This is a genomic window from Nonomuraea sp. NPDC052634 (assembly GCF_040678535.1).
Lineage (GTDB): Bacteria > Actinomycetota > Actinomycetes > Streptosporangiales > Streptosporangiaceae > Nonomuraea > Nonomuraea fastidiosa.
The window spans coordinates 182,577-206,587 of the sequence record NZ_JBFATY010000010.1 but is presented as its reverse complement, the minus strand read 5'-3'; the positions used below and the strand labels follow the sequence as shown (position 1 = coordinate 206,587).

Genomic DNA, 24,011 nt, shown 5'->3' with positions numbered 1-24,011 from the left:
GGTCCGAGCAGCACGGGGACGTTCGGGACCGCGACCCCTGGCGCCATCGGGAGGCCGGGCACCGCTGGTCCGGGCGGCACCGGGATGCCTGATCCGGACAGCACCGGGATGTCTGGTTCGGGCTTCATCGGGATGCCGGGAGCGGCTGGGATGTCTGGTTCGGGCTTCACCGGGAGGCCCGGAGCGGCTGGGATTCCGGGAGCCGCCGGCGCGGGGACCGTCATGGCGGCCGAGTCCGTCGGCTTGGGCGCCGCCGTGGTTTCCTCCGATCGGGCCGGCGGGCTTGAGATCGGGGCGCCCTGCGATGGTGACCTGCACGCGCTGGTCGAGGAGATGCGCCGGGCCGGGCAGCCGGTGGAGTTCGCCGAGGCGGGACAGGCGGCGCCGTCCTCCCGCGCCGCCGAACTCGTCGCCTACCGGGTCATCCAGGCGGCCCTCGTCGACGCGCTCCGGTACGCGCCCGGTAGCCGTACGTCGGTCGAGGTGCGGCACGGCGTACGGGAGGTCACCCTGCGGGTGCGCACCGACGGCGCGGTCTTCCACGCCGCGACCGGGCAGGACTTGGCGGGGGTGCGGGCGCGGGTGGAGGCGCTGGGCGGCGAGTTCCACCAGGAGCGCCGCCCGGACGGCACCTTCGTGATCACGGCCGTCATCCCCGCGACGCTCCCGGAGTGACGCTCCCCGTGAGGCGGCGGAGCGCCCGCGACCTCTGACCCGCGGAGCGCCCGCGACCTCTGACCCGCGGAGCGTCCGCGACCTCTGACCCGCGGAGCGCCCGCGACCTCTGACCCGCTGAGCGTCCGCGACCTCTGATCCGCCAGGCCGGGGGCCGACCGCAGCCCCCGGCCCCCGGGTGAAGGTCCTCGTGGTCAGCCGGTCAGCACGGGCTCTCGTAGAAGTCGAGGTAGCCGGTGCGGACGCCCCACGAGTCCACCCTTCCGTCGCACTCCTCGTACTTCTCGCCGACCACGGTGGTCTTGGTGGAGTCGCTGTAGAAGACGGTGACGCAGGCATGGCCGATCTTGCAGGCGCGGGCTTCGGCGGGGCTCGCGGTGACGGCCGTGACGGCGGCCACGGCAAGGACGGTGGCGGGCAGCAGGCGGCGGATCATGGGCTTCCTCCTGGAGGGGCGGGGGTGCTGCCTTGATGATCGGCTCAGGTGCCCGGCCCGGCAAGAGCCCGCTGCCAGCCCGGCCCGGCCGCCCGGCACAAGCCGCACGGGCCCGTCCGGCGAAGCCCCTGGCCCACCCAGCGAGAGCCGCTCACCCAGCGAGGGGCGCTCATCCAGCGAGAGTCGCCCGCCAGGACAGAGCCGCAGCGGCCCGTGCGGCGGGCCCCAAGGCGTGAGCCGCCCGGCCCTCGGCGGGGCGGGCGGCTCACGCATTCACCGGGGTCAGGTGACGGGTTCGATCCAGATGTCGCGGAAGCGGGGGTTCTCGCCGGGGTCGCCGTGGTCCTGGAGGCGGATGCCGGCTTCGGCCGCGTTCTCGGGGATGCTGTCGCCGGTGCCGCCGTCGATGGCGACGTCGTCGTGCACCACCGTGCCGTTCCAGACGACGGTGACCCGCGCGTCGTCCACCTTCTCGCCCGTGCCGGTGTAGCGGGCCGCGCGGAAGGTGATGTCGTACGTCTGCCACGTGCCGGGCGCGGTGGCCATGTTGCGGTCGGGTGCGCGCTTGGAGTAGATCGCGCCCGCCTCATCGGCCGCCGGCGTGGTGTCGCCGTACGACTCCAGCACCTGCACCTCGTAGCGTTCCTGGAGGTAGACGCCGCTGTTGCCGCGCTGCTGGCCGGTCACGTCCGGCGGGTAGTCCGGCTCGTACCACTCGACGTGCAGGCGGAAGTCGCCGAACGTGCGCCGGGTCTGGATGTCGCCGCCGTACGACTCCATCGAGCCGCCCGCGACCGGCCACGTCGCCGCCCCGCCCGACCGCTTCTCCCACGCCGCGAGGTGAGAGCCGTCGAACAGCGTGATCCGCTCGGCCCTGGCCACCGTGATGTGGTCGAGCCCGGCGTTCCCGCCGTCACCGGCGTCGTAGCGGTAGGTGACGGTGTTCGTGCCGCGCCGCAGCCGCAGCGGCTCGGCCTGCACCGCCCAGGCGTCCCGACCGCCGGTGGCGGCCAGCCGTACCTGCCTGACCTTCTTGCCGTTGACGTGCACGCTCACTGACGTGGTGGACTCCGCCGCGTAGCGCAGGCCCACGTTGTACGTGCCGGCGCTCTCGGCCCGCACCGTGAACGACGTGCTCGCGCCCGGCTTGGTGTACCCGTCGACGAAGCCCGTGCCGGTGAAGCCCCGGTGCGCGCTGCTGACGGTCGCGCCGCCGCGCAGCGTGGCCCGCTCCGCCTCCAGCACCGGGCGGGCGGCCACGGTGATCGCGTCGAGGTTGACGTTGCCCGCGTCGCCGGGATCGTACCGGTAGGCGATGGTGTTGACGCCCGCCTTCAGCGCCAGCGGCTCGACCCTGGTGGCCCACAGGTCCCAGGTGCCCGTGGACGGCAGCGGCACCTGCCGGACCTTGGTGCCGTTGACGTACACGGTCAAGGACTTGGTGCCGGGCGACGGGTCGGGGCCGTTGGAGTAGCGCAGGCCCACGTGGTACGTGCCGGGCTCGCGCACCCGTACGGCGAACCGCGTCGTGGCCCCCTCGTTCCAGTAGCCGTCCACGAAACCGGCACCCGAGTAGGAGCGGTGGTCGGTGTTGAACGTCGCGCCGCCGCTCTGCGCCGCGCTCTCCGCCTCGTACAGCGTCTCCGTGGTCTCCGTGGTCGTGGCGCCGGGCAGCGAGTTGAGCGTGTACCAGGCTTCCGTGCTCCACAGCGGCCGCCCCGACGCCGAGGTGAACGGGCGCGGCGAGCGCAGGTGCACCACCCGCCCCGGCTTCAGGCCCGCGACCTTCAGCGTGACCTTCCTGCCCTTCGCCTTCGCCGAGGTGACGGTCAGCGGCTCCTCGTCCACCTTCGGGCCGCCGTAGGTGACGGCGGCGACGTACCGCCACTGGGTGAGCCGGTAGCGGCTCGCGAGCGACGCGGCCGTCTCCGCCGACAGCGGCTCGGTGTACTCCAGCTCGAAGCCGCCCTCGATGGCCCGCATCTTCAGCATGTCGAACGCCTTCTCCTCGCCGGGCGTCAGCTTCTGCAGCCCGTACGTGAGCTTGCCCGGCTGCCCCCAGTTGCCGCCCGCGCCCAGGCCGCCCGCGTAGATGGCGCCGTCAGGGCCGAGGCTGATCCGGTTCACCCCCGCCTCCAGGCCCTGGGTGAAGCGGAACACCGCGCCCTGGTAGGCGCCGTTCACCTTCTCCAGGTACGCGCGCTGGATCCCGCCGTAGGTGACGTCGCCGAACAGCAGCTGCCCCGCGTACCTGCCGCGCTTCATCAGCGCCGGCGTGCTAGGGGAGTTGGCGATCTCGTTGTGCGGCAGCCACAGCACCGGCGGGGTCACCGCGTTCGCGTCGAACGGGCCCTCCGGCGTCGTGTAGTGGTTGAAGAAGCGGCCCTTCTCGATGTGCACGAGCTTCGACGCCGGCAGCCAGCCGCCCTGGTTGTCCAGCACGAACAGGTCGTCGCCCGGTCCCCAGCCGATGCCGTTCGGGGTGCGCAGGCCGCCCGCGAGGTATTCGATCTTCCCGGTCTTCTCGCTGACCTTGATCGTGACGCCCCGGTCGCGGGCCGGCTGCGGGACGGTGGTGGCCCCGCCGTAGTCGATGGCCACCGACAGGTTCAGGTAGAAGTGGCCGTCGCGGTAGAGCAGGCCGAAGGCGAACTCGTGGAAGTTCCCGCCGAACGGCCAGGTCGCGACGGTTCGGTAGTCGTCGATGACCTCGTCGCCATCGGTGTCGTTCAGCTCGACAAGGCGGGATTTCTCCGACACGTACAGCTTGCCGTCCACGTACTTGATGCCCATGGGCTCCTGCAGCCCCTCGGCGATCTTCTTGGCCGTCACCTTCTCGGGTGAGGTCGCGCCGGTCACGCCGCTGAGCAGGTACACCTCGCCGAGCCTGGTCTCCGAGCCGCCCCACGTGGTGATCGCCAGCCGCCCGTCAGGCAGCCAGTCCATCGCGCTCACCTGCGGCTCGAACCCGGCCGGCCGCAGGTCGGTGAGCGTGTAGTCGGGGTGCACGTCCCGCAGCGGCAGCCCGTCGCCGGGGGAGTCGGCGCCGCTCTCGCACTCCTTGCGGCCAGGGGAGGTCACCCGCACCACGTCGGCGTCCGTGCTCAGCGCCTCGGTCGGCACCAGCGTGAACGCCTGGGCGCCCGGCGGCTTCCACTCCAGCTTGAGCTGCTGGCCGTACAGGTGCTCGAAGTGGTCGATGCGCAGCGGGTGATGGCCCTCGGTCAGCGTGATCGTACCGTCGACCGAGACCGGGGCGTGTCGTCCGTCGTTGACGATCACGGCGGTGTCGCCGATGGTCAGCCGGGAGCCGTCGTCGCTGGTGAGCCGGAACTCGTACGTCCCGGCGGACGGCGTGTGCAGATAGCCGGTCACCTCGGTGACGAACATGTCGGTGAGGCCGAAGTCGGCGTCGGACGTCCAGTCGATCGTGGGCATCAGCTTGTCCACGTTCGGCGTCTGGCCGGGCTTGAGCGTGCATAACCGGGACAGCTCGATCTGGACGTCGTACGTGCGCAGCGTGACGCCGGGCTCCTGCGGCGGCAGGTCGTCGTTCGCGCGTGCGGGAGCGGTCAGGAAGGAGAGCGCGATGATCAGCGCAGCGGATAAGAGGGGTGATCTCCGCATGACTTATCCCATCTCGAGAGGGCGCCCATGGTGCGGCGCGGTGGGGGTGCGGCACCGCCGGGCCGGCCGTCGGCGGATGCCGGGTCTCGTGAATCGGTAAGTACGGGGGATAACGCTGCTCTGCGTCGTAATGTAAGCCCGGATTTATGACTTGCCCATACCCTTTCGCTGGAAATCGATAAAAGTCGGGATATGGCGGGGCGAAAGGGGTGCGTGAAACTCCGGCAGAAGCGCGTCACGAAACGCCGGATGGTAAGAAGCCGCCGGCGGCCGCGTGAGGGGCGTGCCGGAAGCAGGCGCGCGAGGGCGCGGACAGACGCCAGGGGCGCTCAGGGGTGCTCAGGGGCGCTCAGGGGTGGGCGAGTGCGAACGACACCAGTGTCTTGCCGCGCTTGATCCGCATGCTCGCCGTGATGTCACCGACCTCGGACGAGTCGCGCGGGTGCAGCCCGCCACAGGCCACGGTGTCGCCGGCGCAGTGCCACGAGCGCATGCCGGGGCCGCGCTCCTCATCTGCCCTGGTGACGATCGGATGGCCCTGGGCGGTGTGCGCGTTGGCCGCCTTGACGGCGCGTTCGAGCTGGTCGGGGCCGAAGCGGCCGGCGAAGGCGTAGTGACACTCGCCGCCGGTCTCCGACAGCGGCGCGCGTACGGGGTAGGGCAGGCTCGCGCCGATCTCGCGTTCCAGCGCCACGTGCAGGAAGTGGGCGGCCGAGTGCAGCCGCATCTGGTGGTAGCGGAACGGCCAGTCCAGCTCCTGGCGGGCCGGGCCGGGCGCGGGCGGCTCCTGGCCGGCGGCGAGGTAGTGGCGGATCTCGTCCTCGGCCTTGCGGGTGCCGACGACGTCGAGCACGAGGCCGCCGGCGAGGCGCAGCCGCCCGCGGTCGCCCTTCTGGCCGCCGCCCTGCGGGTAGAAGAGCGGCTCGGCGAGCACGACGTACGGGCCGCGGTCGTCCGTGCCGGACCGCACCACGGAGGTGTCGGCCTCGGTGCGGTACGGGTCCTCGAAGTACAACATCATCCGCATACTAGGGAGGCGCCCCGGCGGTCAGCCAGTGCTTTGAGCTCCCGGGTCCGGCAGGTCGTGCTCGGCGAACATGTCGATGAGCAGCCGCACCGGCAGGCCGGCCTCCGTCGGGTAGCGGAAGCGGCCGTCGGGGTTGAGCTTGTACTGGTTGCGCCGGCCGACGCGCTCGATCGTGACGTACCCGGCCTGGTGCAGATCCGAGACGATGCCCTGCACGGCGCGCTCGGTGATGCCGATGCTCGCCGCGATGTCGCGCACCCTGGCCTGGGGGGCGCGGGCGATCTCCAGCAGCACCCGGGCGTGGTTCGTCAGGAAGGTCCAGCCGTTCTGACGGTCGGCGGATGCGCTCACTGATTCTCTCCTCTTCTGCCGGGCGGCGGCTCGGCGCAGCGTGATCGAGCGCCTCTACTCATGATCACATACGAAGAATGCTTCCGGTATTACATTTCGGGTAATATGCTTCAGAGCAGGAGAAGCGAGCCGGCCCCCGGTCACATGCCCCTGAGGAAGTCATGCACGTACTCATCGCTTGCCTGTCTGGTGGCGGACGGCAGTCCGCCGCATCGCCCCTGACCTTGGGATGCCACACGATGGATGACGGCGTGCTGATCACAGCGAGCGGCGAGGCGGATATCACCAACGCCTCCCGCCTGGAGACCTACCTGCGCCGCCGGATGCTTCCCGGCAGGCCGATGGTGCTCGACCTGACCCTTCTGACGTTCATGGACAGCAACGGCCTGCGCGTCATCGAACGCCTGCACACCTCCTGCTCGAAGGAGGGCTCGGCGCTGCACCTGGCGGGCGTGCGCGGCATGCCGGCGCGGCTGCTGCAGATCACCGGCCTGTGGGACCTGCTGAACGTCCACGACAGCGCCGCCGACGCCGTGCACGCCGCACGGTCCGGGGCGCCGCCCGCGCAGTCCTGCGCCTCCTCCGCCGTCTGATCCTCCGCACGCCTGCTCGGAATCGTCCGCTCGAATCGTCTGCTCGAAATCGTCGCAGAACGCGGATGCGTCGGGGACGCGCGCGACGTTACGGTGAATGCCGCGGCATCGAGGGACCCGCAGCACACGGGTGCCGCGGAGGAGGAGACGACGATGACGAGCGCGACCAAACCGGCCACCCTGGCCACCGTCGCCGCCGCCGCGGGCGTGTCCGTGGCCACGGTGTCGAAGGTGCTCAACGACCGCGGCGACGTCGCCCCCGCCACCCGCGCACTGGTGCGGCGGCTGCTGGCCGAGCACGGCTACGTGCAGCGCCAGGCCCGCGCCAAACGAGGCACCACGGTGGAGCTGCAGCTCGACGGCCGGCTCTGCGGACACTCCGCCGAGATCGTCATGGGCGCGATGCAGGAGGCGGCCACGGCCGGCGCCGCCCTCGTCGTGACCAGCACCGACCACATGTCCGACGGCCTGTCCTGGGCGCGCGGCCTGGTCGACTCGGGACGGCACGCCGTGATCACCCTCGTCGCCGCGCCCAGCCAGGCCCAGCTCGACGTGCTGCTGGAGGCCAACCTGCCGATCGTCGTCATCGACCCGCTCAACGTGCCCGCGAGCCCCGTCACGAGCGTCGGCCCCACCAACTTCGCCGGCGGCATGGCCGCCACCCAGCACCTGCTCTCGCTCGGCCACCGCCGCATCGCCTACCTCGGCGGTCCCGCCCACGCCGCCTCCAACCAGGCCCGCATGCACGGCTACCGCGCCGCCATGGAGGCCGCCGGCGTGCCCGTGCGCCCCGAGTACGTCCGCACCCCCGGCTACTGCTTCGAGGACGGCGTGCGCGAGGGCGCCGTCCTGTTCGACCTGCCGGAGCCGCCCACCGCCGTCTTCGCCGCCAGCGACGAGAGCGCGCTCGGCGCCATCCAGGTCGCCAGGGGCAAGGGGCTGCGCATTCCCGAGGACCTCAGCGTGGTCGGCTTCGACGACACCCAGATCGCCGCCATGCACGCCCCGGCGCTGACCACCGTACGCCAGCCGCTGCGCGAGATGGGCGCGGTGGCGCTGCGCACGGCCCTGCGCCTGGCGGCCGGAGAACGCATCGAGTCCCGCCACCTCGAGCTCGCCACCGAACTGATCGTCCGCGACTCCACCCAGGCCGTCTGAACCCCGGCTCAGCCGCCCTTGACCGAGCAGGCCGCCGTGGTGATCACGCGGGCGACCTCCTCCGGGTGCGAGACGAGGGTCAGGTGGGAGCCGCCCGGGAACGTCGTCACCTTCGACCCGGCCCGCTTGGCCATGGCGAGCTGCGACTGCGGGGTGATGATGCGGTCACCCGTGCTGGCGAAGTACCAGGACGGGATCTTCTTCCACGCCGCCTGTTTCGACGGCGACTGGAAGGCGTTGGTGGAGGCGGCCCGCTGGGTGGCCCAGAGCCGGATCGCGGTGTCCGGGGGCAGGTCGGAGGCGAACGAGCGCACGAACACGTCCCGCTTCAGGTACAGGTCTTGGGCGCCCTGGGGAGCGTCCGGGTAGGTGGCCGTGTCGTAGAGCGACTCGGGTGAGGCTTCGAGCGCCGAGCCCGAGCCGCTGAGCTGGGCGGTGGTCTCCCCGACGTCGGGCACGGCCGCGTCCACGTACACCAGGGCCTTGACGTTGGGCGCCGACGCGGCGGCGTTCGTGATGACCGAGCCGCCGTAGGAGTGGCCCACCAGCACCACCGGGCCGGAGACCGTCTTCAGGAAGTCGGCGACGGTTGCGGCGTCGCCGTCGAGGCCACGGAGGGGGTTGGCGATCGCGCGGGCGGTCAGCCCGGCCCTGCGCAGCGCGTCCACCTCGCCGCTCCAGCTCGACGTGTCGGCCCACGCCCCGTGCACCAGGACGACCGTCGGCCTGGTGCCGTTCTGCGCCGGGCAGGGCGCGGGGCTGCCCGCCTGCGCCGGTGCGGGGTGGAGCGCGGCCGAGGCCAGCGCCGCCAGGGCCGTGATCCGGATGCCGTTCACCATGCGTCCCCAATCGTGCCGGTGGGGGAACCTCGAACAGCTACCTCAGCAGCGCCGCCGCTAACCTCGGCACCCGCCACGGCGAGAGTGGGGGCGTCCACGGCGAGCCGCCGGCCTGTCGCTCTGCGCGCGCCTCGGCGGCCGCTCGGCTGACCGCCTTCACCCGGCGCGTGTGCCGTCGCCTGCCACGCCGGATGCGCCTCGGCGGGGGACTTTCTCCTTGCCGCCGTCGCGCCTCTCGTCGCCGCTTCTCCTGGGCCATATCCGATACGGACCGGCAGCATCTGGGTTCGCCGTGCCCCTCCCACCCCGAAGGACGGAACCCCGCTACTCCCTTCGCTTGGTGTGTCCGCCTTCGCCAGATGCGGGCCCCATCACCCGGGTTTTCTGAGAATTGGGCCTTGTGTGAGGTCGGGTGTCAACTTATGCTGCGCCGGAAGTTAAGAAACTTTCCTAACGGAAACGGAGTCGTTCGTGAGGAGAAGCGCACGTGCGGGCCTCGTCGCAGTCCTGGCCGCGCTGATGGTGCCGCTCTCGGCGCCGTCGGGCGCGAGCGCGGCGGCCGCCGACCCCCTGGTCTCGCAGGGTAAGACGGCGACGGCCTCCTCCGTCGAGGCGGCGGGACTGGAGCCGGGTAAGGCGGTGGACGGCAGCACCGCCACGCGGTGGGCCAGCGCCGAGGGTGCGGACCCGCAGTGGATCCGGGTGGACCTCGGCTCCACGCACACCGTCTCCCGGGTACGGCTGGTCTGGGAGGCCGCGTACGCCACGGCCTACCGCGTGCAGACCTCGCCCGACGGATCCACCTGGACCGACGTCTACTCGACCACCACCGGCGACGGCGGCACCGACGATCTCACGGTCAGCGGCACCGGCCGCTACGTCCGCGTGTACGGCACCCAGCGCGGCACACCCTGGGGCTACAGCCTGTGGGAGCTGGAGGTCTACGGCACGCCCACCGGCGGCGGCGGCGCGGGCACCCCGGTCGAGGCGAACGGCCAGCTGAGGGTGTGCGGCATCAAGCTCTGCAACGAGCACGGCAAGCAGATCCAGCTGCGCGGCATGAGCAGCCACGGCATCCAGTGGTACCCGCAGTGCCTCACCGACGCCTCGCTCGACGCCCTGGCCGGCGACTGGAAGGCCGACGTGCTGCGCATCTCGATGTACATCCAGGAGGACGGGTACGAGACCAACCCCCGCCTGTTCACCGACCGGGTGCACAACCTGATCGAGATGGCCACCGCCCGCGGCATGTACGCGATCGTCGACTGGCACATGCTCGACCCCGGCGACCCGATGTACAACCTCGGCAGGGCCAAGACGTTCTTCACGGAGATCGCCCAGCGCCACAACGGCAAGAAGAACGTTCTGTACGAGATCGCCAACGAGCCGAACGGCGACTCCGTCACCTGGGCCGTCATCCGCGACTACGCGCACCAGCTCATCCCGGTGATCAGGCAGTACGACCCGGACGCGCCGATCCTGATCGGCACCCGCGCGTGGTCGTCGCTCGGCGTCTCGGCCGGCTCGGACGAGACCGAGATCGTCAACAACCCGGTCAACGCCGACAACATCATGTACACGTTCCACTTCTACGCGGCCTCGCACGGCACCGAATACCTGAACACCCTCTCCCGCGCCGCCGACCGGCTGCCCATCTTCGTCACCGAGTTCGGGACGCAGAGCGCCTCCGGCGACGGGGCGAACAACTTCACCAGGTCACAGCAATACCTCGACCTGCTGGCCCAGAAGAAGATCAGCTGGGTGAACTGGAACTTCTCCGACGACTTCCGCTCCGGCGCGGTCTTCACCACCGGCACCTGCCCGAACGGCCCGTTCGCCGGAACGAGCAGGCTGAAGGAGGCCGGCGTGTGGATCCGCGACAGGATCCGCACCCCCGACGACTTCTGACCCGCACGTGACCTGGGGCCCTGTCTTCGCGGCCGTTCTTGAGGTGCGATGGGAGGTGAGCGAAGGAGGACAAGCATGATCATCGTTGGTGTCGATGGCTCCGACGCCGCCCGCGCGGCCGTGGAGTGGGCCGCGGACGACGCCTTCCGCAGGGGTTCGGCGCTGCGGCTCGTGCACGCGGCCGACACCTCGTGGTACCTCGTCGGCGCCCGCCCCGACGCCACGCTGTCGGAGAAGGTGCTGCGCGAGGGGCGGCGGGTGCTGGACGAGGCCGAGGCGCTGGTCCGGGAGCGGCGGCCGTCCGTCGAGGTGGTCACGCACGAGGTGGAGGGCGAGCCCGTCGCCGTCCTGCGCGACCAGGCCGAGGAGGACGGCGCCGAGGCGCTGGTCGTCGGCAGCCGCGGGCTCGGCGGGTTCTCCGGCGCGCTGCTCGGCTCGGTCGGCGCGAGCCTGGCCGGTCACCTCCGCTGCCCCGTCGTGGTGGTACGCGAGGGGCGGCGGCAGGAACGCGGCGAGGTCGTGGCCGGGGTGGACGACGCACCCGAGTGCGAGGCGGCCCTGGCCTACGCCTTCGAACAGGCCGCGGCACGCGGCGCCACGCTCAGAGCCGTCCACGCCTGGCAGCTTCCCGCCCTGTACACGCCTGAGGCCCCGTTCACCATGGACGAGGTGCGCACCGCGCAGCAGCAGGTCGTACGGGACCGGCTGAAGCGGCTCAAGGAGGCCCACCCGCAGGTCACGGTCGTCGAGGACGTGCGACGAGCGCATCCGGTCGATGCGCTCGTCGCCGCCTCACGGGAGGCGGACCTGCTGGTCGTCGGCTCGCAGGGCCGGGGCGCGCTCGGCTCGGCCCTGCTCGGCTCGGTCAGCAGGAACGTGCTGCATCACGTGTCCTGCCCGGTGGCCGTCGTCCGCCCTTGAGGGCTCGGACGGTCAGCGGGCGGCCCGTTCTCGCCGGACGGCCGGGTGCCGTCCGGCGAGCGTGCACGGCCGTACGGGCGAGCCCGCGGCAGCCCGGCGCCTGCGGTTGCCGCGGAACTCCATCACCAGGGTCTCGCCTGGCCGGATGTGCCACGGGTCGACGTGGATCGTCCGCAGGCCGGCCGGGCGGGCGGCCTGGCGGGGGCGGAAGTTCGCGGTCTCCGCTCCCGCACGCGCGGAGATCTCCCGCGCGATCATGAGGAGGACGCGCTGAGCACGTCGCGCAGGGGGCGCAGGCCGTCCTCCACGTAGGTGGCGATGGGGCGGTCGCTGCCGTTCAGATACCACTGTTCGAGCGCGGCGAAGTAGCCGAACGCGAGGGCGTTGGCGATCACCCTGGCCTGCGTCTCGTTCACCTTGCCCGTCTTGGTGATCAGCGGGGCGATGCGCTGCCCGGCCTGGTCGAGGGTGGCGCAGACGGCCATGCGCACCGAGGGCGTGGCGAAGAAGTAGCGGACCCGCCGCCACGGGCCCTTGCCGGCCTGCCGCTCCTCGCGCGGGGCCTCGTACGCGCGGACGGCCTGCACCAGGCTGCCCACCGGGTCGGCCGGGTCGAAGATGGCGGCCAGCGCCTCGGGGCTCATGGCGTCGAACTCGATGTCGGTGACCACGATGCCCTCTTTGGTGCCGAAGATCCGGTAGACCGTCGAGGGCGAGACCTCGGCGGCCGCCGCGATCTCCTCGATGGTGACAGCGTCGAATCCACGCTCGTCGAACAGGTCGAGGGCGTGTTCCTGGATGGCGCGCATGGCCTTGAGTCGCCAGCGCTCGCGAAGCCCGCTCATGCACTCACCTTATCAGCAAGTCACTGTCTCAAGCATGTCGCTGTCTCTAGAAATTGACTTTCTAAAACCTGCGTGCTTAGAGTCACTTGCTCCAGACAGTCACTTTCTGAAAGGGGTCATGCCATGACCACGCCACGCGGCCGGGCCGTCCCGGCGCTGCTGTACGTGGGCGCGGCGCTCACCGCGATCGCCGCCCTGCTTCCGTTCTTCGCCAAGGGGACGCTCGCCGACCACATCAGGGCCGGTTACCCCGCCTACACGCCCGGCGAGATCGACGCCGCCGTCAACGCGTACCTGATCATCCTCGGCACCATCGGGTTCCTGGGGCTGCTCGGCTGGTTCAGCACGGTCTGGGCCGTCAACGCCGGGAAGGACTGGGCGATCTGGATGGCCGTCGGGCTGCTGGTGATCGCACTGCTCATCGCGATCGCCGGGCTGACCGTGAAGGACAACTCGGGCGATGTCGGCCTGGCGCCGCTGTTCGGCTGGCTGCTGGCCCTGCCGTGCGTTCCCGGGCTCGCCGCGGTCGCGCTGTGGAGAAGGGCGCGATGACGCAGAAGATCACACGAGGTCAGGGCGGCACGGGCGACTTGGGGAGGAGTCCAGGCGGTCCGGGCGGCTTGATCGGTGTCGTGGCACGCGCGGCCGGAGCGCTCAAGCGGGCGATGTACAGGGGCGATCGTCCGAACGCGTTCATGCGGCTCGTGAACAGGCTCGACGCACTGATGTACGGGGCCGGGTGGCTGACGCCGAGCCAGGCCGCCGTGCTGAAGGTGGTCGGGCGGCGCAGCGGGGCCGTCACGTCGGTGCCGGTCGCGGTCGCCCGCCACGGCGGCGGGGAGTACCTCGTCTCGATGCTCGGGTCGAAGGCGAGCTGGGTGCTGAACGTGCAGGCAGCCGGTGGCGCGGCCGTACTGCGCCGCCGGGGCCGCGACCAGCCGATCATGCTGCGCGAGGTCCCCGTCGGGCAGCGCGCGGAGATCCTGCGCCGGTACGTCGCCATCGCCCCCGGCGCCCGCCCCCACGTGGGGCTGGGCCCGGATGCGCCGCTGGCGTCCTTCCGCCGCATCGAAGACCGCCACCCGGTGTACCGCATCTACGACCGCCCCTGAGAGGTAGCCTGCCGCCACGGCAACCCCTGCCGCGCCCCCGCCCACCGCGCTCCATGCCGCGACCACGTGGTCGCCCTGCCGTCGTGACCACGTGGTCGGCTCGGCGCGGCCACCCGCCGTCCCGGCCGTTCCCCGGCCGCGACCATCCCCCCAGGCGCCACAGCCTCTGAGGCGCCGGGGCTCCTCCGCCGCTGCGACCGCCTTCTGGAGGGTGGCGCCCTGGCTTCGCCGCCGGAGCCCGCCCGAAAGAGGCGGAGATTTCGGGTGGCGCCGCAGGAGCCCACAGGGCGCTTCTCACACCGGCCCCCGCAGCCGGCGAGGCGCGCGCAGGGCGACAGGCCGGCGGCTCGCCGCGGACGCCCCGGCCGCCGCCTGCCCGCCCTGCCGAGCGGCCGATCCGGCGCACACTCGCATTCCCCTACAACGTCTGGCATACCGCCCGAAAGGGCATGAAGGTCTCTGTGGATGATCCGTGGGGCCCCGGCGACTCACGCGTACGGGCCGCCGCTCACTCGAACGGGCCGCCGCCTGCCCGCAGCCGCCGTGCCGCCCCTCCGCTTCCCGCGGCACGACCACCACACCTCCGGACGTGAGCACCCCGGCGGCGGCGAGCGCGGCCGAGCGGACCACAATTGACGATGTAGGGCGGTGATGAGCGATGCACCTGTCGGACCGGGAACGCCGGATCCTCGCCGAGATCGAGATGGCGCTGCGCAGGAGCGATCGTGCCTTCGCCCGCCGCATCGACGCGCTCAACGCCGCCGCCCGCCGCAAGAGGGTGTACCGCTTCGGCCCGGGGACCAGTCGCAAGGAGATCGCGGGCCTGCTGGCGGCGGTCGCCGTCCTGACCTTGTTGATGGTGTTCCTGGTCGTCTTCACCGGGCACGCGTCGTCGCCCGCGCCGTCCGGCCCGTCGCTCGCCCCGTCGCAGCCCGTCACGGTGCAGGCGCCCCTGCACGAGGCCGGCGGCCGCTGAGCGGTCCGGGATCTCACAGAACGGATCTCACAGAACGGCCGCGATCGCCCAGGAGACCTCCTGCCGATCTGCTAATACGAATTATTACTGGGCCATCACCTCTTGACGGCAAGCACGGCAAGGTCCCACACTCGTTGGCTAATGCGCATTAGCGAGGAGACCCAACCGTGGCAAGACGCCTGACCCAGCAGGACATCGCCCGCATGGCGGGAGTGAGCCAGACCACCGTGTCGCTGGTGCTCAACAATCGAGCCGACAGCGAGGTGCGCATCTCGCCCGAGACCCGGCAACGGGTGCTGCGGGTGATCAGGGAGACCGGCTACATCGCCGACCCCGCGGCCCGCAGGCTCGCCGAGGGACGCAACCGCATACTCGGCGTCTTCACCTACGAGGCGGTCTTCCCCGCCACCAGCGCCGACTTCTACCACCCGTTCCTGGTCGGCATCGAGGAGTGCGCCGAGGAGGTCGGCTGCGACCTGCTGCTGTTCACCAGCGCGCGGGCCTCGGGCGGCGGGCGGCGGCGGATCTTCAACGAGGACAGCCGGGTACGGCTCGCCGACGGGTGCGTGCTGCTCGGCCGCATGGTCGACCGCGACGACCTGGCCAGGCTGATCGCCGACCAGATCCCGTTCGTGTCCGTCGGCCGCCGCGACGACGCCGGCGGGCCCGTCCCGTACGTCGGCGCCGACTACCCCACGGCCACCCGCGCGCTGGTGGAACGGGCGGTGCGGCTCGGGCACCGCAGGCTCGTCTACGTCGGCACCGGGGGAGGGGCCGAGTCCACGGCCGACCGGTACGCCGGCTTCCGCGCCGCCGTCGCGGAGTTCGACGTGGAAGGGCTCCACCTGGCTCCGGACGTGTCCGATCTCCTCGACGCCGTACGCGACACCGGCGCCACCGCCGCCTTCTTCGAAGAGCAGGCCGATGCGGTCCTCTTCGTCCAGGCGGCAAAGGAACGCGGCCTCGCGATCCCCGGTGACCTGTCCCTGGTCACGCTCGGCTCGGCGACCCGCCCCGTGCACACCGACATCGACTTCACCGGCTTCCTCATCCCCCGCCGCGAGATGGGCCGCAGGGCCGTTGAGCTGCTGACCGGGGTGATCGAGTCCGGCGGCACACCCCAGGAACTCCTGCCCTGCGAGCTGATCGAGGGCTCCACACTGATCGGAAGGTGACCCCTCACGTGGTCGAGATGAAAGCGGACGCGGTCGTGGTCGGCGGCGGGCTGGGCGGCGTGGCCGCCGCGCTGGCCCTGCTGCGGGCGGGCCGCACGGTGCTGCTGTCGGAGGAGTACGCCTGGCTGGGCGGCCAGCTCACCAGCCAGGCCGTGCCGCCGGACGAGCACTCCTGGGTGGAGCGCTTCGGCGTCACCGCGAGCTACCGGGCGCTGCGCGACGGCATCCGCCAGTACTACCGCGACCATTACCCGCTCACCCCTGCCGCCAGGGCCAAGCGGGACCTGAACCCCGGCGGCGGCCACGTGAGCAGGCTCTGTCACGAGCCGCGCGTCGCGGTCGCCGTCATCGAGGCCATGCTCGCGCCCTACCGGGGCTCGGGCCGGCTGCGGGTGCTGCAGCCGTACCGGCCGATCGCCGCCTCCTACGACGGCGACCGGGTGAGCGCGGTGCTGCTCAGCGGCGAGGGGCGCGAGGTGTGGGCGAGCGCCCCGTACATCATCGACGCCACCGAGACCGGCGAGCTGCTGCCGCTGACCGGCACCGAGTACGTCACCGGCTTCGAGTCGCAGGCCGACACCGGCGAGCCCAGCGCCCCCAGCGAGGCGCAGCCGCTCAACATGCAGGCCATCTCGGTGTGCTTCGCCATCGACCACGTGGACGGCGACCACACGATCGACAAGCCGGAGTCGTACGACTTCTGGCGCGAGTACCAGCCGCCGTTCTGGGGCGACAAGCTGCTGTCGTGGCGCTGCCCCCACCCGCGCACGCTGGAGATCGTCGAACGCGCCTTCACCCCCAACCCCGACGACGACCCGCTGCTCGTCGAGGCGGACCAGCGGGTCAACCCGGGCGACGCCAACCTGTGGACGTTCCGGCGGATCGCCGCGCGCAAGACGTTCGTCGAAGGCGCGTACGAAAGCGACATCACGCTGGTCAACTGGCCGATGATCGACTACCTGGAGGGCCCGGTCATCGACGTGCCGGACGCCGAGCGGCACCTGAAGGCCGCCCGCGAGCTGTCGCTGTCGGTGCTGTACTGGATGCAGACCGAGGCCGGCTTCCCCGGGCTGCGGCTGCGCGGCGACATCACCGGCAGCGCCGACGGTCTCGCCCAGGCGCCCTACATCCGCGAGTCGCGCCGCATCAAGGCCCTCTACACGGTGGTCGAGCAGGACCTGTCGTACGCGGTGCGCGGCGACAGGGGTGCGGTCAGCTACCCCGACTCGGTCGGCGTCGGCATGTACCGGATCGACCTGCACCCGTCGACCGGCGGCGACAACTACATCGACGTGGCGAGCTGCCCGTTCGAGATCCCGCTCGGCGCGCTGATCCCGCAGCGCATGACGAACCTGCTGCCCGCCTCCAAGAACATCGGCACCACCCACATCACCAACGGCGCCTACCGGCTGCACCCGGTCGAGTGGAACATCGGCGAGGCCGCGGGCGCCCTGGCGGCGTTCTGCCTCGACCACGGCACCACGCCGCACGCCGTACGAGAGAGCGAGTCCCTGCTCGCCGACTTCCAGCACAGGCTCACCCGGGACGGCGTCGAGCTGCGCTGGCCCGCTGTCACCGCGTATTAGGGAGACCCCGCCATGAGGGCACTGATCCCCGCCGTCGCCCTGCTCACCCTGGCCGCCGCCTGCGGAAGCGGCGCGGAGCAGACCGCGCAGTCCGGCCCCGCGACACTGCGCATGTCGATCTGGACGGCCAACGAGGACCATCTCAAGCTCTTCAACGAGATCGCCGCCGGCTACACCAAGGCCAAGGTGACGTTCGAGTCGATCCCGATCGACAGCTACACCACCACGCTCACCACGCAGATCGCCGGCGGCAAGGCGCCCGACCTGGCCTGGATCCTGGAGGGCTCGGCCCCCGACTTCGTCGAGTCCGGCGCGCTCGCGCCGCTGTCGAGCAAGATCCAGAACGCCGCCGAGCTGGCGCCCGCCGCGACCCGGCTGTGGCAGAAGGACGGCGAGCTGTACGCCTACCCGTTCTCCACCTCGCCGTTCGGCGTGTTCGTCAACACCGATCTGCTGCGCGAGGCCGGCAAAAAGGTGCCCGCCAAGGGCTGGACCTGGCAGGAGGCCATGGACGCGGCCGCCGCCGTGGCGAAGAAGGGCAAGGCCGGGCTGATCGTCGGCGACTGGGACTACAAGAACTGGACCAACCTCGCCACCCTGTGGGAGGGCTGGGGCGCCAAGGCGTGGAGCGAGGACGGCGCGACCTGCGGCTTCAACCAGCCGCCGATGGTCGAGGCGATGACGTTCCTGCACAAGTCGATCTTCACGGACAAGGCGCTGCCCGGCCCCGGCGAGACCGTCGACTTCTACTCCGGCGACGCCGCCATGATCGTCACTCAGATCTCGCGGGCGAGCCTGCTCAAGGACGCGACGTTCGACTGGACGCTGCTGCCGCTGCCGCACGGCCCCGCAGGGGAGTACTCCGTGATCGGGCAGGCCGGCATCGGCGTCATCAAGAAGTCGCCCAACGCCGAGCTGGCCGCCGACTTCCTCGGCTACTTCACCAATGCCGAGAACTCCGCCAAGCTCGCCCAGTACTTCCCGCCCGCCCGCACCTCGCAGCTCAACGTCGAGACGCTGGCCAAGTCGAACCCGCTGCTCAAGCCCGAGCAGCTGCAGGCCGTCGTCATCGACGGCATCCCCAACGGCGTGGTCAAGCCCAGCCACAAGGGCCAGGAGGAGCTCATCCAGACCGCCCGCGCCGCGCTCGACCCGCTCTGGCAGCCCGGCGCCGACGTCAAGGCGGTGCTCGACGGCGTGTGTACGAAGATCCAGCCGCTGCTGGGGTCGTAACGATGGCCGTGCTCACCGCCGCGAAGGCCGGGAGCCGCAGCGCGAGCCGCTTCTGGACCGTGCGGCGCCGCGACAACCTCGTCGGCTACCTGCTCATCGCCCCGCAGCTCGCCGGCAGCGTGCTGTTCGTGCTGCTGCCGCTGGCGCTGGTCGGCTGGTTCAGCCTCAACGAGTGGAACGTCCTGGCCGGCACGTTCGAGTACGTCGGCCTGGACAACTACGCCAGGCTGGCCGCCGACCCGGCGCTGCGCGACTCGCTGACCGCGACCGCGATCTTCTCCGCCGGGCTCGTCACGCTCAACCTGACCCTCGCCCTGCTGCTCGCGGTGCTGCTCAACCAGAAGCTGCGCGGCACCGTGGTCTTCCGCGCGCTGTTCTTCTCACCGGTGCTGGTGTCGCTGGTGGCCTGGACGATCGTCTGGCAGTTCCTGCTCCAGCCGAACGGCGGCATCAACGCTCTCTTCGGGGGCGGGCCCAACTGGCTGCGCGGCTCGGGCACCGCGATGCTGTCGGTCATCGTCGTCCAGGTGATCAAGAACGTCGGCCTCAACATGGTGCTCTTCCTGGCCGCGCTGCAGGGCGTGCCGAAGCAGCTCTACGAGGCCGCCCAGCTCGACGGGGCCGGCGCCTGGACCAGGTTCCGCCGCATCACGGTGCCGCTCATCAGCCCGACGATCCTGCTCACCTCGATCATCACGGTGGTCGGCTCGCTCCAGGTGTTCGCCCAGATCGCCGTGCTCACCCAGGGCGGCCCCGGCACCTCCACCACCGTCCTCGTCTACTACCTCTACCAGCAGGCCTTCCCGTTTCACCATTTCGGGTACGGCGCGACGATCTCCGTGCTGCTGTTCCTCATCGTCGGTGCGCTGACGCTCGTGCAGTGGCGGATGCGGAGGAAGTGGGTCCACCTTGAGACGTAAGCTCATCCTGTACGCGGTGCTGTGCGTGCTCTGCGTGCCGTTCGTCTTCCCGACCTGGTGGATGATCACCACGTCGATGAAGCCCATCAGCGAGGTCTTCGACTTCTCCCTCATCCCCCAGGTGTGGGACCTGTCCAGCTACGCCCGCGTCTTCGAGATGCAGCCGTTCGGGCAGCAGTACCTCAACAGCCTCTACATCGCCGCCGTGGTCACCGCCGGCACGATGGCGGTGGCCGCGATGGCCGGGTACGCCTTCGCCCGCATCCGCTTCCCCGGCCAGAACGTGCTCTTCGTCGTCGTCCTGGTGGGCCTGCTCATCCCGAGCGAGGTCACGATCGTGCCGCTGTTTCAGATGTTCAACCGGCTCGGCCTGATCAACACCCACTGGCCGCTGATCGTCGTGCCGATCCTGGGCGCGCCGAGCGTGCTGGCCACGTTCATCATGCGGCAGTTCTTCCTCACGCTGCCCGGCGAGCTGGAGGAGGCCGCCAGAGTGGACGGCCTGGGCCGCTTCGGCACCTTCTACCGGGTCGCGCTGCCGCTGGCCAGGCCCGCGCTCGGCGCGGTGGCGATCTTCACGTTCCTGCACTCGTGGAACCTGTACCTGGAGCCGATCGTGTACCTGTCGACGCCCGACATGTTCACGCTGCCCCAGGCGCTCACCCAGTTCGTCGACGCCTACGGCGGACCCCTCTGGAACGTGCAGCTCGCCGCCGCCTCGATGACCGCCGTACCGATCCTGGTGGTCTTCGTCCTCGCCCAGCGCCACTTCATCGAGGGCCTCGCCCACACCGGGCTCAAGGGCTGACCGCGGATCCGCTCCCGCCGCCGCGTCCTCGTCGGTCATGGCTCTCAGCAGCCCGTTGGTGGTGGTGTTCGGCTGCCGGCCGACGTGGGGGTGCAGGTGCGCGGTGGAGACCAGCGCCGGGTACGGCGCGAGCTGCGCGTGCCGGTCGAGCATGGGCCCGATGCCCAGCAGCGGCTCGACCGCCGCCCACAGCAGGTCGGGCTCGTGCCCGGCCTCGACCCGGACCAGCCGCGCCTCCCGGTCGAGCACCTCGATCCGGTTCATCGCGGACAGGTCGATGACGATGCCGCCGTCGTTCGACGACCGCCCCGACAGGCCGTGCCCGCCGCTGCGCACCGACAGCGCTAACCCCTGCTCGCGCGCGTAGCGCAGCGCGGCGGCCACCTCCCCGGCGCTCTCGGGCAGCAGCACCGCGGCGGGGCTCGACACGGCGGTGTACGTGGAGCGCAGCAGCGCGTACCGCCGGTCGCCGGGCGTGACGACCTGCCCCGCAGCCCGGGCGGGACCGGCGTGAGGCTCATCGCCGCCCCCTGGCCACCTGCTCGCGTACGGCCGGCACGACCTCCGCCGCGAACACCTCAAGCTGCGCCAGATGGTCGGACACCGGCCAGAAGATGAACGTGTCGAAGCCCAGCTCGAGCGCCCACCTGGTGAGCGTGTCCGTCCACAGGCGTACGTCGCCCGCCAGGCCGTGCCCGCCGCGCACGTCGCCGATCGTGCCGAGCACGTTGTACGCCCGCCGGATCGCGGCCGGGTCGCGCCCGGCGGCGCGGGCCGCCTCGTCGATGAGCTTCTGCTTGCCGGGCACCTCGTCAGGGGCGACGTAGATGTTCATCGGCGAGATCCAGCCGTCGGCGGCCCTGCCGGTCACGCCCAGCATCTTCGGCTTCATGCTGCCCAGCCACAGCGGAACGGGGGAGGGCGGCACCGGGCCCGCCTGGTAGCCCTCGACGTCGTGGTGCTCGCTGCGCAGCCGCACAACGCCGCCCGCCAGCGCCGCCCGCAGGATGTGCAGCGACTCCTCCGTGTAGGCGACCATCTGCGCGCCGGTGCGCCGTCCACCGCCCATGCTGGTGATCGCGTCGGCGAACCCGCCGCCGCCCACGCCCAGCACCAGCCGGCCGCCGGACAGCACGCCGAGCGAGGCCGCGGCCTTGGCCAGCATCGCCGGCGGGCGCAACTGCAGGTCGGCCACATCGGTCAGCAACGACACGCGCCGGGTCACCGCCGCCACATGCGTGATCCACGTGAGCGTCTCAAGGTGTCCGGGCTGGTACGGGTGGTCCTGAACGGCCAGGTAGTCGATCCCGTTCTCGTCGGCGACGGCCGCCATGCGCAGGCTCTCGGAGAGCCGGTGCACGCCGGGGTCGAGGCTCACACCGAAGGAGAGGTCATGTCCGTAGTCAGTCATGCCTCCATGCTCCGGACGGCGGCGCTTCTGGGCAAAGGTCAGGTTAGGTACTAATCTTGAGTAAGTGACCACTGCATCCCAGCCTCGCGACCCGATGATCCACGAGCCGAGCTGCCGCAGCTTCCAGAACATCATGGAGACCGTCGGCCGCCGCTGGACCAGCGCGATCCTGCTGGCCGGGCAGCGCGGCGCGCGCCGCTTCGGCGAATACCGCCTGTCGGTGCCGGGCATCTCCGACCGGCTGCTCGCCCAGCGGCTCAAGGAGCTCGAAGCCGAGGGGTTGATGGTGCGTACGGTGATCCCCACCACGCCGGTGCAGGTCCGCTACGAGCTGTCGCCCGACGGCGAGGAGCTGATGCGGCTCCTGCAACCCCTGGTGGAGTGGGGCCACCGCCGCGCCACCGCCGCAGCGAGCTGACCCCCGCGCCGAGGCGGGCCGATCCCTGCCTGGGGCGGCCGAACTGCGCCGGGGCCGGCCGATCCGCGCCTGCTGCTGCCGCTGAGCGGGCTCAGCCACCGGGCGATCGAGCCGCCCACGCAGCGCCTCGGCCACCGCCTGATCGGCCGGATCGGTGCGGGGGCCGCCGCGCGGGCGGCCCCCGGAGGGCGTCAGGAGGCGTAGGTCTCGTACTCGGCGACCCTGGGGGTGCCGTTCGAGCCGGTGATCCTGAACGTGATCTTCTTCAGGGACGTCGGGGTGAAGCTGATCGTGCCCGCCCCGGTGCCGGACTTCAGCACGGCTCCGTTGTCGGCGTTGATGAGCTGCCACGACCCGATCACGCCCGTCGCGCCGGACGCCTCGCGGATCACGACCCTGCCGACCGTCGTGGCCGAGCCCCACTTGATCGAGATGTCGCCTGTCGAGCCATTTGGCGACCAGTACGTGCTCATGTTCCCGTCACGCACGTTGCCGTAGCTCGTGCCGCCGGCCTTGCTCGACCCGTCGGAGCCCGCGCCGATGCTCAGGTTCGTGCCGGTGGGCGGGTCCGTGGGATCGGTCGGCGGATCCGTGGGGTCGGTGGGCGGGTCGGTCGGGTTGGTCGGGGTGCAGTTGCCGTCCGAGACCTGCAGGCCCTTGTTGGCGCCCGCCGTCCTGCTCACGATGTCCGGCACGCAGCTCGCGCCGTCGAGGCGGTAGGAGTAGGGGACGCTGACGCTGGTGTTGGACTGCGGGTCGGGACCGGCCGGGTTGTGGTCGTCGTCGCGGGCGCCCCAGGTCACGTTGTCGAAGATGTTGCCGCTGACCTGCCAGTAGCCGGCCTCGTCGGTGTAGAAGGTGCCGAGGACGTCCTTGGAGTCCTCGAAGTAGTTGTTGTCCACCTTCGCCCGGCCGCCCGCCCGGGAGTTGATGCCGGACTCGTTGATGTTCCGGTAGTGGTTGTTGTACATGTGGGCGATCCCGCCCCGCAGCAGCGGCGTACGGGAGTCGATGTTCTGGTACAGGTTGTGGTGGAACGTCACGTTGCCGTTCGAGCGGTCGCTCTCGCTGGAGCCGATGAGCCCGCCCCGGCCGGAGTTGCGCAGGATGCTGTACGACAGCGTCACGTACTGCGTGTTGTTCTTCATGTCGAACAGGCCGTCGAAGCCCTCCGACTCGCCGCCCGACGCCTCCAGCGTGACGTGGTCCACCCAGACGTTGCGGACGTCCTTCTCCATGCCGATGGCGTCGCCGCCGTTGGAGGTGGGCGAGCCCGACTTCTTGACGTTCCTGACCGTCACGTTCTGGATGATGATGTTGCTGGCCTCGCGGATGTGAATGCCGATCTGGTCGAAGACCGCGCCGCTGCCGACCCCGATGATCGTGACGTTGCTGATCTGCTTGAGCTCGATCACGCCGTCCGCGGTGTTGCAGCTGCCGCCGGACACCTTGCTGGTGTTGCCGTGGTTGATCGTGCCCTCGACCTGGATGGTGATCGGGGTGCTGCTGCTGGCCCGGCTGCACAGGGCCTGGTGGATCGCGGTTCCCGTGGTGGCGCGCACGGTCTGCCCGCCGGCCCCGCCGGTGGTGCCGCCGTTGGCGGAGGCGAAGCCGGTGGCGCTGCCGGCCGCGGCCGACGCCTGCATCGCCGTCACGGCCGTACCGGCCGCCGCGGCCAAGACCGCCGCGGCGAGTGCCGCGCCGGCGCGTAACACGACTGCTCGTCTCATGCTCGTCCCATCTCGTCGTCCGATGCCGGCTGCTGCCCGCAGCCGGTCCTGCTGGTCCGGGCACGACGGGATGACCCGCCGACCGGAGTCCCCCCAGCGAGTGCGCACCGCTCACATGAGTGAACACGTCCGTGTTGGTGGAAGTAGCGCCACCGTAGGAAAGCGCTTTCCGCCTGTCAATGAGCGATGAAACTTTCATCCGGCGGGTACGGGCGGGGCTGCCGCATCCTTAAATCGGATATTTCGTCAAATTTCCGGCAGT

The 24,011-nt window shown here is 71.0% G+C and carries 22 protein-coding genes and 1 pseudogene; 13 read left to right on the top strand and 10 right to left on the bottom strand.

From position 1 onward, the window contains the following. Positions 1 to 877: 877 nt before the first annotated feature. The 4 genes from AB0K67_RS32715 to AB0K67_RS32700 all read right to left on the bottom strand — a co-directional run bounded on the left by AB0K67_RS32715 (position 878) and on the right by AB0K67_RS32700 (position 6,116). Positions 878 to 1,111 (bottom strand): DUF6289 family protein, encoded by a 234-nt coding sequence (locus AB0K67_RS32715; RefSeq protein WP_364067977.1) that lies wholly within the window; start codon positions 1,109 to 1,111, stop codon positions 878 to 880. A 282-nt stretch (positions 1,112 to 1,393) separates the two neighbouring features. Further along, complete coding sequence (locus AB0K67_RS32710; protein ID WP_364067976.1) at positions 1,394 to 4,738, bottom strand: family 16 glycoside hydrolase; 3,345 nt, start codon at positions 4,736 to 4,738, stop codon at positions 1,394 to 1,396. Positions 4,739 to 5,087: 349 nt separating this feature from the next. Next, positions 5,088 to 5,765 carry an alanyl-tRNA editing protein gene (locus tag AB0K67_RS32705; RefSeq protein WP_364067975.1) on the bottom strand — a complete coding sequence of 226 codons (678 nt, stop codon included), beginning with the start codon at positions 5,763 to 5,765 and terminating at the stop codon, positions 5,088 to 5,090. 21 nt (positions 5,766 to 5,786) lie between these two features. Continuing rightward, the gene (locus AB0K67_RS32700) at positions 5,787 to 6,116 is read right to left on the bottom strand and encodes a helix-turn-helix domain-containing protein (protein ID WP_364067974.1); all 330 of its coding nucleotides are present in this window, start codon (positions 6,114 to 6,116) and stop codon (positions 5,787 to 5,789) included. A 161-nt stretch (positions 6,117 to 6,277) separates the two neighbouring features. Here AB0K67_RS32700 and AB0K67_RS32695 point away from each other — a divergent pair, with 161 nt between their 5' ends. Beyond that, entirely contained in the window at positions 6,278 to 6,709 is a 432-nt protein-coding gene (locus tag AB0K67_RS32695; RefSeq protein WP_364067973.1) for an STAS domain-containing protein, read from the top strand. 153 nt (positions 6,710 to 6,862) lie between these two features. Beyond that, positions 6,863 to 7,867 carry a substrate-binding domain-containing protein gene (locus AB0K67_RS32690; RefSeq protein WP_364067972.1) on the top strand — a complete coding sequence of 335 codons (1,005 nt, stop codon included), beginning with the start codon at positions 6,863 to 6,865 and terminating at the stop codon, positions 7,865 to 7,867. A gap of 8 nt (positions 7,868 to 7,875) precedes the next feature. On the opposite strand, the gene AB0K67_RS32685 is transcribed toward AB0K67_RS32690, so the two are convergent. After that, positions 7,876 to 8,706, bottom strand: coding sequence for an alpha/beta hydrolase (locus AB0K67_RS32685; protein ID WP_364067971.1), 831 nt, complete (start codon positions 8,704 to 8,706; stop codon positions 7,876 to 7,878). A gap of 471 nt (positions 8,707 to 9,177) precedes the next feature. Here AB0K67_RS32685 and AB0K67_RS32680 point away from each other — a divergent pair, with 471 nt between their 5' ends. Continuing rightward, on the top strand, positions 9,178 to 10,614 hold the full coding sequence (locus AB0K67_RS32680; protein WP_364067970.1) for a cellulase family glycosylhydrolase: 1,437 nt from the start codon (positions 9,178 to 9,180) through the stop codon (positions 10,612 to 10,614). A gap of 75 nt (positions 10,615 to 10,689) precedes the next feature. Continuing rightward, complete coding sequence (locus tag AB0K67_RS32675) at positions 10,690 to 11,535, top strand: universal stress protein (RefSeq protein WP_364067969.1); 846 nt, start codon at positions 10,690 to 10,692, stop codon at positions 11,533 to 11,535. A gap of 12 nt (positions 11,536 to 11,547) precedes the next feature. Here the strand turns inward: AB0K67_RS32675 and AB0K67_RS32670 are convergent, their stop codons facing one another. After that, positions 11,548 to 11,793, bottom strand: a complete 246-nt coding sequence (locus AB0K67_RS32670) for a hypothetical protein (RefSeq protein WP_364067968.1) — start codon at positions 11,791 to 11,793, stop codon at positions 11,548 to 11,550. Next, the gene (locus tag AB0K67_RS32665) at positions 11,790 to 12,380 is read right to left on the bottom strand and encodes a TetR/AcrR family transcriptional regulator (RefSeq protein ID WP_364067967.1); all 591 of its coding nucleotides are present in this window, start codon (positions 12,378 to 12,380) and stop codon (positions 11,790 to 11,792) included. Before AB0K67_RS32665 ends, AB0K67_RS32670 begins: the two co-directional genes overlap by 4 nt. 123 nt (positions 12,381 to 12,503) lie before the next feature. On the opposite strand from AB0K67_RS32665, the gene AB0K67_RS32660 reads away from it, so the two are divergent. From AB0K67_RS32660 to AB0K67_RS32625, 8 genes are all read left to right on the top strand, one after another. Beyond that, the gene (locus AB0K67_RS32660; protein WP_364067966.1) at positions 12,504 to 12,932 is read left to right on the top strand and encodes a hypothetical protein; all 429 of its coding nucleotides are present in this window, start codon (positions 12,504 to 12,506) and stop codon (positions 12,930 to 12,932) included. A gap of 143 nt (positions 12,933 to 13,075) precedes the next feature. Beyond that, the gene (locus tag AB0K67_RS32655; RefSeq protein WP_364067965.1) at positions 13,076 to 13,492 is read left to right on the top strand and encodes a nitroreductase family deazaflavin-dependent oxidoreductase; all 417 of its coding nucleotides are present in this window, start codon (positions 13,076 to 13,078) and stop codon (positions 13,490 to 13,492) included. A 658-nt stretch (positions 13,493 to 14,150) separates the two neighbouring features. After that, entirely contained in the window at positions 14,151 to 14,468 is a 318-nt protein-coding gene (locus AB0K67_RS32650) for a DUF3040 domain-containing protein (RefSeq protein ID WP_364067964.1), read from the top strand. Between the two features lie 167 nt (positions 14,469 to 14,635). Beyond that, entirely contained in the window at positions 14,636 to 15,643 is a 1,008-nt protein-coding gene (locus tag AB0K67_RS32645) for a LacI family DNA-binding transcriptional regulator (protein ID WP_364067963.1), read from the top strand. 17 nt (positions 15,644 to 15,660) lie between these two features. Then, positions 15,661 to 17,229: an FAD-dependent oxidoreductase gene (locus AB0K67_RS32640; protein ID WP_364068053.1), complete on the top strand. Its 1,569-nt coding sequence runs from the start codon at positions 15,661 to 15,663 to the stop codon at positions 17,227 to 17,229. 12 nt (positions 17,230 to 17,241) lie between these two features. Further along, complete coding sequence (locus AB0K67_RS32635) at positions 17,242 to 18,462, top strand: sugar ABC transporter substrate-binding protein (protein WP_364067962.1); 1,221 nt, start codon at positions 17,242 to 17,244, stop codon at positions 18,460 to 18,462. A gap of 2 nt (positions 18,463 to 18,464) precedes the next feature. After that, positions 18,465 to 19,382 (top strand): sugar ABC transporter permease, encoded by a 918-nt coding sequence (locus AB0K67_RS32630; protein WP_364067961.1) that lies wholly within the window; start codon positions 18,465 to 18,467, stop codon positions 19,380 to 19,382. Beyond that, positions 19,372 to 20,190: a carbohydrate ABC transporter permease gene (locus AB0K67_RS32625; protein ID WP_364067960.1), complete on the top strand. Its 819-nt coding sequence runs from the start codon at positions 19,372 to 19,374 to the stop codon at positions 20,188 to 20,190. The genes AB0K67_RS32630 and AB0K67_RS32625 overlap by 11 nt, the downstream gene beginning before the upstream one ends. A 261-nt stretch (positions 20,191 to 20,451) precedes the next feature. On the opposite strand, the pseudogene AB0K67_RS32620 reads toward AB0K67_RS32625, so the two are convergent. Then, positions 20,452 to 20,574, bottom strand: a pseudogene (locus AB0K67_RS32620) (FAD-binding protein); the annotation flags it as partial. 133 nt (positions 20,575 to 20,707) lie between these two features. Further along, entirely contained in the window at positions 20,708 to 21,601 is an 894-nt protein-coding gene (locus tag AB0K67_RS32615) for an LLM class flavin-dependent oxidoreductase (protein ID WP_364067959.1), read from the bottom strand. A gap of 64 nt (positions 21,602 to 21,665) precedes the next feature. On the opposite strand from AB0K67_RS32615, the gene AB0K67_RS32610 reads away from it, so the two are divergent. Next, entirely contained in the window at positions 21,666 to 22,019 is a 354-nt protein-coding gene (locus AB0K67_RS32610) for a helix-turn-helix domain-containing protein (protein WP_364067958.1), read from the top strand. Positions 22,020 to 22,210: 191 nt separating this feature from the next. Here the strand turns inward: AB0K67_RS32610 and AB0K67_RS32605 are convergent, their stop codons facing one another. Continuing rightward, the gene (locus AB0K67_RS32605) at positions 22,211 to 23,749 is read right to left on the bottom strand and encodes a pectate lyase (protein WP_364067957.1); all 1,539 of its coding nucleotides are present in this window, start codon (positions 23,747 to 23,749) and stop codon (positions 22,211 to 22,213) included. Positions 23,750 to 24,011 lie beyond the last annotated feature (262 nt).